This is a genomic window from Streptomyces sparsus (assembly GCF_054776295.1).
Genome location: NZ_BAAHCA010000096.1, coordinates 1 through 9878, shown reverse-complemented (window position 1 = coordinate 9878; position 9878 = coordinate 1). Strand labels below are relative to the sequence as shown.

9 protein-coding genes are annotated in these 9878 nt (G+C 72.8%); 4 read left to right on the top strand and 5 right to left on the bottom strand.

Annotated elements, in window-relative coordinates:
• Nucleotides 1-1585 (top strand): ATP-binding protein (locus ACYVE9_RS08150; protein WP_461027064.1); only part of this gene is annotated, 1585 nt, incomplete at its 5' end.
• On the opposite strand, the gene rpsD is transcribed toward ACYVE9_RS08150, so the two are convergent.
• Nucleotides 1573-2184, bottom strand: a complete 612-nt coding sequence (gene rpsD, locus ACYVE9_RS08145; RefSeq protein ID WP_461027063.1) for a 30S ribosomal protein S4 — start codon at nt 2182-2184, stop codon at nt 1573-1575. The two genes, ACYVE9_RS08150 and rpsD, sit on opposite strands and share 13 nt — an antisense overlap.
• A gap of 146 nt (nt 2185-2330) precedes the next feature.
• Between rpsD and ACYVE9_RS08140 the strand changes: the two genes are divergently transcribed.
• A complete protein-coding gene (locus ACYVE9_RS08140) occupies nt 2331-3074 on the top strand; it encodes a DUF2470 domain-containing protein (RefSeq protein WP_461027062.1) in 744 nt (247 codons plus the stop codon).
• Between the two features lie 37 nt (nt 3075-3111).
• Here ACYVE9_RS08140 and ACYVE9_RS08135 read toward each other — a convergent pair whose 3' ends face one another.
• The 4 genes from ACYVE9_RS08135 to ACYVE9_RS08120 form a co-directional block, all read right to left on the bottom strand.
• Nucleotides 3112-4476 carry a replication-associated recombination protein A gene (locus ACYVE9_RS08135; protein ID WP_461027061.1) on the bottom strand — a complete coding sequence of 455 codons (1365 nt, stop codon included), beginning with the start codon at nt 4474-4476 and terminating at the stop codon, nt 3112-3114.
• Nucleotides 4477-4527: 51 nt separating this feature from the next.
• A complete protein-coding gene (locus ACYVE9_RS08130) occupies nt 4528-5178 on the bottom strand; it encodes a vitamin K epoxide reductase family protein (protein ID WP_461027060.1) in 651 nt (216 codons plus the stop codon).
• A 74-nt stretch (nt 5179-5252) separates the two neighbouring features.
• On the bottom strand, nt 5253-6512 hold the full coding sequence (hisS, locus tag ACYVE9_RS08125) for a histidine--tRNA ligase (RefSeq protein WP_461027059.1): 1260 nt from the start codon (nt 6510-6512) through the stop codon (nt 5253-5255).
• Nucleotides 6513-6525: 13 nt separating this feature from the next.
• Complete coding sequence (locus tag ACYVE9_RS08120; RefSeq protein WP_461027058.1) at nt 6526-7239, bottom strand: MBL fold metallo-hydrolase; 714 nt, start codon at nt 7237-7239, stop codon at nt 6526-6528.
• Nucleotides 7240-7469: 230 nt separating this feature from the next.
• Here ACYVE9_RS08120 and ACYVE9_RS08115 point away from each other — a divergent pair, with 230 nt between their 5' ends.
• Together ACYVE9_RS08115 and ACYVE9_RS08110 are read left to right on the top strand one after the other, a co-directional pair.
• Nucleotides 7470-8294, top strand: coding sequence for a peptidylprolyl isomerase (locus ACYVE9_RS08115; protein ID WP_461027057.1), 825 nt, complete (start codon nt 7470-7472; stop codon nt 8292-8294).
• Between the two features lie 247 nt (nt 8295-8541).
• Nucleotides 8542-9771 carry a DUF349 domain-containing protein gene (locus tag ACYVE9_RS08110; protein ID WP_461027056.1) on the top strand — a complete coding sequence of 410 codons (1230 nt, stop codon included), beginning with the start codon at nt 8542-8544 and terminating at the stop codon, nt 9769-9771.
• Nucleotides 9772-9878 lie beyond the last annotated feature (107 nt).

Here is a 9878-nt window from a genome sequence, read left to right as displayed (position 1 = left end):
CCTGTCCGCCGCGCAGCTGCTGCGCCGGCTCGACGACCGCTTCGCGGTGCTCACCGGCTCCGGTCGCGGCGTGCTGCCGCGGCACCGGACGCTGCGCACGGCCATCGGCTGGAGCCACGAGCTGTGCACGCCGCAGGAGCGGCTGCTGTGGGCCCGGCTGTCCGTCTTCTCCGGCCACTTCGACCTGGAGGCCGCCGAGTACGTGTGCTCCGGACCGGGCCTGCCCGAGGACGAGGTGTTCGAGCTGCTGGCCGAGCTGGTGGCGCAGTCCGTGGTGGTCCGCGAGCAGCCGGCCGACGAGGTGCGCTACCGGCTGCTCGACACGGTCCGCGAGTACGGCGCCGACTGGCTGGAGGCGCTCGGGGACACCGACCGGATGCGCCGGCGTCACCGCGACTGGTACCTGGGGCTGGCCACCTGGTGCGAACTGGACTGGTTCGGCCCCCGCCAGTTGGAGATCAAGACGCAGATCGACAGCGAGCTGCCGAACCTGCGAGCCGCACTGGACTACAGCCTCGGCAGTGAGGAGGAGGCACACCTGGGCCAGCACCTCGCCGCGGCGCTGTGGTTCTACTGGGTGGGCTGCGGCCGGCTCGCCGAGGGCAGGCACTGGCTGGACCGGGCGCTGGAGGTGTCGTCCACGCACCCCGGCGCCCGTCTGAAGGCGCTGTGGGTGACGGGATACGCGGCCGTGCTGCAGGGCGACACCGTCGGCGCGGTGGCGGCGCTGCTGGAGTGCCGGGAGGGCGCCGAACTGACCGGCAACCGGCTGGCGGCGGCCTACGCCGGGCACCGCACGGGCTGCATGGCGCTGCTGTCGGACGACATGCCGCGGGCCGAGCGCCTGTTCGAGGAGGCGCTGGACCAGTACCGCGAGGTCGGCGAGCTGAACAGCAACGTCCTGATGGGCCAGGTGGAACTGGCCATGGCGGTGGCGCACCAGGGGGACATGGCGCGGGCCGTGGAGCTCTGCGAGGACGTGGTGGAGGTGTGCGGCCAGTACGGGGAGCGCTGGACGCTCGCCTACGCGCTGTACGTGCTGGCCTGGGCGGCCTGTGCGGACGGCCGTCCGCACCGGGCGGCGGAGCTGCTGACCGAGTGCCTCGCCGTCAACCACGCGTTCGGCGACCTGCTGGGCGCCGCTCTCGGCCTGGAGCTGTACGCGCTGGTCACGGCGACGCTGGGCGACCCGGGTGAGGCCGCCGTGCTCCAGGGGGCCGCCGGCCGGTTGTGGACCTCGGTCGGGCCGCAGCTGTTCGGCTCCCGGTACTTCCACGTGCCGCACCTGCGGTGCGAGGAGCAGGCCCGGGCCGCCCTGGGGAGCGCGGCGTACGAGCGGTGCCGGGGGGGGAGGGTGAACGGCTCGACCTGCCGGCCGTCATGCGCCGCGTCACGCCCGGGACGTGCCCCGCCGTGCCGGTCGCGGCCGGCGGCAGCGGTCAGGACGAGCCCGGTGCCTCCGGCGGGCACGGCGGCCTCATGCAGGACTCCCCCGCCTCCCCGCGGTGAACCAGCGGGGAAACGGGGGAGCCTGGAAGCGCTCGCGTCAGCGCGCGCGGGGAGTGCTCTGCCTCAGCGGGCGTAGTACTCGACGACGAGCTGCTCGTCGCAGATCACCGGGATCTCCTTGCGGTTGGGGTCCCGGTCGAGCCGGAACGCCAGCGCCTGGAGGTTGATCTCGAGGTAGCGCGGGGTCTCACCGTCGAGCGCGTAGCCACCCTCGCGGGCGACCTGGAAGGGGTGCTTGCTGCGGCTGCGCTCGCGGACCATCACCACGTCGTCGGGGCTGACCCGGAACGACGGCTTGTCGACCTTGCGACCGTTGACCTCGATGTGGCCGTGCACGACCATCTGACGGGCCTGGTAGATCGTACGGGCGATGCCCGAACGAAGGACGAGCGCGTCCAGACGGCGCTCAAGCTCGATGATCAGGGCTTCGCCCGTCTTGCCGTCGACCTTCCGAGCGCGGTCGTAAGCACGGGCCATCTGGCGCTCGCTGATGTCGTACTGCGCGCGCAGACGCTGCTTCTCCAGCAGACGGACCTTGTAGTCACTGTTCTGCTTGCGGCCCCGGCCGTGCTCACCCGGCGGGTAGGGGCGCTGCTCGAAGTACTTGACGGCCTTCGGGGTCAGCGCGATGCCGAGTGCACGCGACTTCTTGACCTTGGGACGCGACTGGTTCACGTGGAACGGACCTCCATGTAGGTTAGGTTAGGCTTACCTTAGCGGAGGAGAAACGCATGCTTCGACCGGGGATCCCCCTGCCCAGCACCGAGGCCGATGCCGGAACGGGTCAGCCGCGTCCCGTGGAAGAAAGCCCTCGGCAGCCCATGGCCGCCGAGCGTGTGCGCACCCTCGCGGAGTCCAGCCTATCGGCAACCCTGGCGATTCCGGGAATCGAGGTCGCCGAGCCGGGCTTCGCCGGGCCGCGGGCCCGCGCGGTGGACATCGGCGGAGACGTGTTCCTGCAGGTCGTGGTCGACTCGCCGGTCGTGCGTGCCGCCACCCACGCCAGGGACGCCGACCTGGCCGCCGTGATGGAGATCACCGACGTCGCCCCCGTCTCGGTGCCGCACCGCATCCGCGGCCGGGCCAGGATCACCGGCTGGCTCACGCCCGTCCGCGGCGAGGCACGGGTACGCGCCGCCCGTCTGCTCGCCGAGCGCAACCCGGAGGCGCCGCCCGCCCACAGCCCCGGCTGGGCCGTGCTGAGGCTGGAGGTCTCCGGCGCGGAGGTGGACGACCTGTGGGGAGCCGCCGCGGTCGAGCCCGAGGAACTGGCCGAGGCACGTCCCGATCCGCTCGCCGGGCACGAGGCCGAACTGCTCCAGCACCTGGCGGCGGCCCACGCCGAGCAGGTGCACGGCCTCAGCAGCCTGCTCGACCTCGGCGAGAACACGTCGGCCGCGGGCCGGACGGCCGTGCCGCTCGCCCTCGACCGGCACGGCCTGCGGGTGCGGTTCTGCGGACCGGACGACGGCTTCGACGTCCGCTTCGAGTTCCCCGACCCCGTCGGCGACGTCAGCGAGCTGCGACGGGCCATGCACCGGCTGCTCCAGGCCGCGGAGGGCTGAGCGTCCGGGCCCGCGGAGGGCTGAGCACCGGCGGGCCTCAGCGCTCCTCCGGCTGCTCGCCGCGCAGCCGGGCCCGCACCCGGTCGGCGACGTCGGCGTAGCGGGCCTCGGCTCCGTACCGGGTGGGCCGGTAGTACCGCTTGCCGTGGACGTTGTCGGGTGCGTACTGCTGCGCGGCGATGCCACCGGGCAGGTCGTGCGGGTACTGGTAGCCCTCGCCGTGGCCCAGCTTCTGCGCGCCGCGGTAGTGGCTGTCCCGCAGGTGCCCCGGCACCGGGCCGGTCAGGCCGGCCCGGACGTCGGCGAGCGCCGCGTCGACGGCGAGGTAGGCGGCGTTCGACTTCGGGGCCAGCGCCAGCGCCACGGTGACCTGGCCGAGCAGGATCCGCGCCTCGGGAAAGCCGATCAGGGCCACCGCCTGGGCGGCGGCGACGGCGGTCTGGAGCGCGGACGGGTCGGCGAGACCGACGTCCTCGCTGGCGGAGATCATCAGCCGGCGGGCGATGAAGCGCGGGTCCTCCCCCGCCTCGATCATGCGGGCCAGGTAGTGCAGCGCCGCGTCCACGTCCGACCCGCGGATGGACTTGATCAGCGCGCTGGTGACGTCGTAGTGCTGGTCGCCGTCCCGGTCGTACTTCACCGCCGCCCGGTCGACGGTCTGCTCCAGCGTCCGCAGCGTCAGCGTGCTCTCACCCTTCGACAGGGCCGCGCCGGCCCCCGCCTCCAGCGCCGTCAACGCCCGGCGGGCGTCGCCGCCGGCGATGCGCAGCAGGTGCTCCTCGGCGTCGGACTCCAGGACGACCGACCCGGCCAGCCCGCGCTCGTCGGCGACCGCCCGGCGGATCAGCCCGCGCAGGTCCTCGTCGGTGAGCGGCTCCAGCGTCAGCAGCAGGGAGCGGGACAGCAGCGGGGAGATGATCGAGAAGTAGGGGTTCTCGGTGGTGGCGGCGACCAGCGTCACCCAGCGGTTCTCCACCGCCGGCAGCAGGGAGTCCTGCTGCGCCTTGCTGAAGCGGTGGATCTCGTCGAGGAAGAGCACGGTGTCCTTGCCGTAGGCCCCCGAGGAGCGCCGGGCGCCCTCGATGACGGCCCGGACCTCCTTGACGCCCGCGGTGATCGCCGACAGCTCCACGAAGCGCTTCTCCGTCGCCTGGCTGACCACGTAGGCGAGCGTGGTCTTGCCGATGCCCGGCGGGCCCCACAGGATCACCGAGGACGGGCCCGCGGGCCCGCCGCCGCTCCCCCCGACCAGCCGCCGCAGCGGGGAACCGGGGCTCAGCAGGTGCTGCTGGCCCACGACGTCGTCCAGGCTGCGCGGACGCATCCGCACCGCCAGCGGGCTGGCGGACGGGTCCTGCGCCTGGCGTTCCTCGGCTGCGGCGGTGAACAGGTCGGGTTCCACAGGGGCAACCCTAGACGGGTGCGGTCACGGCACCGGCAGGGCAGCCCCCGGTCAGCTGGTCCAGAAGTCCCACCAGCGGGTGAGGACCAGCATGCCGATGACGGCGACGTGCATCGTCGCGAACAGCCAGCGGAACTCCAGCACCACCCGGCGCAGGCCCTCCGGGGCCGGCAGCAGCCGGTGCTCGAGGGTGTGGGCGACCGTGTACCAGAACATGAAGATCGTGCCGACCCAGGCCAGGCTGCACCACAGGCACAGGGCGCCGATGTTGTAGAGCGACTGGTACGTCAGCCAGGTGCAGAAAGCCACACCGAACGTGGTGCCGCCCAGCAGCCCCAGCCAGAACCAGCGCCGGAACCGGGCCCCGGCCAGGGAGGCGACCCCGATGGCGACGACCACCGCGTAGGAGGCCAGTCCCAGCATCGGGTTGGGGAAGCCGAACGCCTCCGCCTGGTCGCTCTCCATGATGTTGCCGCACGCCACGACCGGGTTGAAGCTGCACCCGGGCTCGTAGGCCGTCCCCTCGACCTTGGCCTCCAGCAGCCGGAACTTGTCGTAGGTGATCACCCAGGCCGCGAGCAGACCGGCGAAGCCACTGACGACGAGGACCCAGGAGAAGAGCCGCCCGGCGCCCACGGTGCCTCCGGGCACCGGACCGTCCCTGTCGGTGCCTGCGGTGTCACTGTGAGCCGTGGTCGTCATGGCGTCTGGTGTCCTCGTCGTCCGGGAAGTGGCGGTGCGGCGTCATCCCGCATTCTGCCTCAACGATCCGGCGGTCAGTTGAGTTTCGCCCGCACCTGCTCCGCTGCCTGCTCCAGCGGCACCGCGGTCTGCTCGCCGCTGACCAGGTCCTTCACCTGCACCACACCCTCGGTGAGGTCCCGCTCCCCCGCGACCAGGGCGAACCGGGCCCCGGAGCGGTTGGCGGACTTCATGGCGTTCTTCATGCCCTTGCCGCCGAAGGCGAAGTCCGCCGCCACCCCGTGCCGGCGGAGTTCCGTCACCACGGCGAACAGCGCCCGGCGGGCCTCCTCGCCGATCGGCACCGCGAACACGTCCGTCCGGGACGGCACGTCCGGTTGCACGCCCTCGGCGCGCAGCGCCAGCACCGTGCGGTCCACGCCCAGCGCCCAGCCGACCGAGGGCAGCGGCGGGCCGCCGATCATCTCGGACAGGCCGTCGTAGCGTCCGCCGCCGCCGACCGCGGACTGGGCGCCGAGGCCGTCGTGCACGAACTCGAAGGTCGTCCTGGTGTAGTAGTCGAGGCCGCGGACCAGCCGGGCGTCGTCCTCGAACGGCACGTCGGCGGCGATCAGCAGCTCGCGGACCTGCTCGTGGTAGCTCTTGCAGCCCTCGCAGAGGTGGTCCCGCATCAGGGGCGCGTCCACGAGCTGGGCCTGCACGCTCTCCCGCTTGTCGTCGAGCACGCGCAGCGGGTTGATGTCGATGCGCGCCCTGGTGTCCTCGTCCAGGTCGAGGCCGCGCAGGAAGTCCTGGAGGGCCGCCCGGTAGGCGGGCCGGCACTCGGCGTCGCCGAGCGAGTTGAGCAGCAGCCGGAAGTGGCGCAGGCCCAGGCTGCGGTAGGCGTCGGCGGCAAGGATGATCAACTCGGCGTCCAGCGCCGGGTCCTCGGCGCCGAGCGCTTCGGCACCGACCTGGGAGAAGTGCCGGTAGCGGCCGGCCTGCGGACGCTCGTAGCGGTAGTAGGAACCGGAGTACCACAGCTTCACCGGCAGCGCGCCGCGGTGCAGGTTCGCCTGGAGCGCGGCCCGCAGCACCGAGGCGGTGCCCTCCGGGCGCAGCGCCAGTTCGTCGCCGCCCTTGGTGGTGAGGGTGTACATCTCCTTGGTCACGATGTCGGTGGAGGCGCCCACACCGCGGGCGAACAGCTCCACCTGCTCGAAACCCGGTGTCTCGACGTATCCGTAGCCGGCACGCCGCAGCGGCGCCGAGATGGCCTCGCGCACCGCGAGGAAGTCCGCCGAGTCCGGCGGGATCAGGTCGTACGTGCCCTTGGGGGCGGAGAAGGTGCTCATCGGGGTGGTGTCGTCACATTCCTCGTCGTGGTGCCGACAGGCCGTCGGGACCGCGGCCGGCGGCCACCTCCCGCAGGAACGGGTTGGTGGCGCGCTCCCGGCCGATCGTCGTCTGGGCGCCGTGCCCGGAGAGCACGACGGTGGAGTCGTCCAGCGGCAGGCACACCCGTGCCAGCGAGCGGAGGATCTCGTCGTGGTCGCCGCCGGGCAGGTCGGTGCGGCCGATGGAGCCGGCGAACAGCAGGTCACCCGAGAAGAGGACCGGCGGAACGTCGGCCTGCTCGGGCATCCCGAAGGTCACCGACCCCTCGGTATGGCCGGGGGCGTGCGCGACGGTCAGCTCCAGGCCGGCGAGTTCCAGGCGGGAGCCGTCGGTGAGCTCACGCAGGTCGTCCGGCTCGCCGACGGTCAGTTCGCCCATGAGCGACTGGCCGATCGCACGGCCGAGCGCCTTCTCCGGGTCGCTCATCATGTAGCGGTCGTCGGGGTGGATCCAGGCGGGCACGTCGTGGGCGCCGCAGACCGGCACCACCGAGGCGACGTGGTCCAGATGGCCGTGGGTGAGGATCACCGCGACCGGCTTCAGCCGGTGCTTGGCGACGGCCTCCTCGACGCCGGCGGCGGCCTCGTGGCCGGGGTCGATGATCACGCACTCCTCACCGGCGGCGGGGGCGACCAGATAACAATTGGTCCCCCAGGCCCCGGCGGGGAACCCGGCAATGAGCACGATCGTCCTTCAGTCAGTCCGGCAGCGGGCTGCGGCGGGCGGTGCCCCCCGCGGTGCCGAGCCTACCGGCGGCGGCGTGCGCGTCGCGAACCCGTATACGGTACGGGGCAGCCGGCAGGTGGCACGCCAGTTCTACGGGCGGTGTCCGCTCCCCTGCCCTTGTGGCACCGGCGGCACCGACCGAAGCGCAGGATGAGGCCTTGAAGGCACGGCTCCTAAGGAGAAGTCTCGTGGTGACGAGTGAGCAGCGGCGCAAGCAGCTCGCGCGGCAGAAGCAACTGCGCCAGCAGCAGCGGCGGGCGACGGCCCGGCCCAGGACCCGCATCCGCAACGTGGTGATCGCCGGCGGCCTGGTCCTGGCGCTCGCCGGTGGCGCCGCGTACGCCGCGATCGGCCTGAGCGGCAGCGGCAACGCGACGGTGGACAACGCCGAGCCGTCGCCGAGCGCCGCTCCCGACCCGTGCGGGAAGCCGGCGAAGGGCGAGCCGAACGGCAAGCAGTGGAAGAAGGAGCCGAAGATGGCGATCGACGCCTCGGCGTCGTACACCATGCGGCTCGCCACCACCTGCGGTGACATCGGCATCGAGCTCGACGCGGAGAAGGCGCCGCGCACCGTCAACTCGTTCCGGTTCCTTGCCGGTGAGGGCTACTTCGACCACACCAGGTGCCACCGGCTGGTCGACGAGGGCATCCACGTCCTGCAGTGCGGTGACCCGACCGGCACCGGGCAGGGCGGCCCCGGCTACACCATCCCGGACGAGAACCTCGACGCCGAGGCGGTCGGGGGCGGCACCTACCCGGCGGGCACGGTGGCCATGGCGAACACCTACAACGCGCAGGAGGACAAGGGCCGCGACACCGGCGGCAGCCAGTTCTTCCTGGTCTACGAGGACAGCCCGCTGCCTCCCGACTACACGCCCTTCGGCAGGATCACCGAGGGCATGGACGTGCTGGCGAAGATCGCGGCGGCCGGCTCGACGCAGGACCCGCAGATCCAGGCCACGGTGCCGAACGCGACCGTGGTGATCAACAAGGCGGAGGTCACCGAGGACTGACCCCGACACACCGGCCCCCGGGGCCGGTCGCGGATGCCCGGCACACCGCGGTCGCGGGGCTGTTGGGCCGGGACATCTCCTCGCGCGGGATGCGGACAGCCCGGCCACCGGTCGCCTATGTTGGCGGTGTGCACAGCAGCCCGCTCCGGCCGGGCGACCGGCACCCGCGAGGAACTGACTGCCGGACGACAACTGTGGACGACACCCGGGGCGGGACGCCCCGCCGGTGTCATGTGGAGGAGGCGCTGTGAGCAGCGACCCGTGGGGCCGTGTCGATGAGACCGGCACCGTGTACGTGCGTACCGCCGACGGTGAGAAGGTCGCCGGCTCCTGGCAGGCCGGTTCGCCCGACGAGGCGCTTGCCTACTTCGAGCGCAAGTACGAGGGCCTGGTCGTGGAGATCGGCCTCCTGGAGCGCCGGGTGCGCACGACGGACCTGTCGGCGAAGGACGCCACGACGGCGATCGGGCACCTGCGGGAGCAGGTGGACGCCCACCACGCGGTCGGTGACCTCCAGGCTCTCGGCGAGCGGCTGGACAGGCTGGCCGAGACGGTGGAGACCCGCCGCGAGGAACGCAGGGTGGCCAAGGCCAAGCAGTCCGAGGAGGCCAAGAGCGCCAAGGTCGCGCTGGTCGCCGAGGCCGAGGAGCTGGCCGCCAGCGAGCAGTGGCGGGCGGCCGGGGAGCGGCTGCGCGCCCTCGTCGACACCTGGAAGGGCCTGCCCCGGCTGGACCGCAAGACCGACGACGAGCTGTGGCACCGCTTCTCGCACGCCCGCTCGGCGTTCTCCAAGCGCCGCAAGGCCCACTTCGCCGCGCTCGACGCGCAGCGCGAGGAGGCCAGGCAGCGCAAGGAGAAGCTCGTCGCCGAAGCCGAGGCGCTGTCCGGGTCCCGCGACTGGGGGCCGACCGCGGCGAAGTACCGGGACCTCATGCAGGAGTGGAAGGCGGCCGGCCGGGCCCAGCGGGAGCACGAGGACAGCCTCTGGCAGCGTTTCCGCGGCGCTCAGGACGTCTTCTTCCAGGCCCGCGGTGAGGTGTTCGCCGAGCGCGACGCGGAGCAGCAGGAGAACCTCGGCGCCAAGGAGCAGCTGGCGGAGGAGGCGGAGCGGTTGCTGCCCGTCACCGACCTCAAGGCGGCCCGGGCGGCGTTCCGGTCGGTGAACGAGCGCTGGGACGCGATCGGTCACGTGCCCCGGGACGCGCGGCCCAAGATCGAGGGCCGCATGCAGGCCGTCGAGCGTGCGCTCCAGGAGGCCGAGGAGGCCGAGTGGCGGCGCACCAACCCCGAGGCGCGGGCGCGGGCCGCCGGTCTCACCGGGCAGTTGCAGGACGCCGTGGACAAGCTGCGCGGTCAGGCCGACCAGGCCCGGCAGGCCGGCAACACCGCGAAGGCCGAGAAGCTGGAGAAGGAGCTGGCCGGGCGGCAGGCGCTGCTGGACCAGGCGCTGCGCGGCCTCCAGGAGTTCGGCGGCTGACCAGGGCGGGCGGCTGCCCGTGAGCGCATGACGCGAGGGTCCCCGAGCCGTCCGGTTCGGGGACCCTCGCTTCGTGTGCGCCGCTCGCCGGGCCCGCGGCCGTCCGG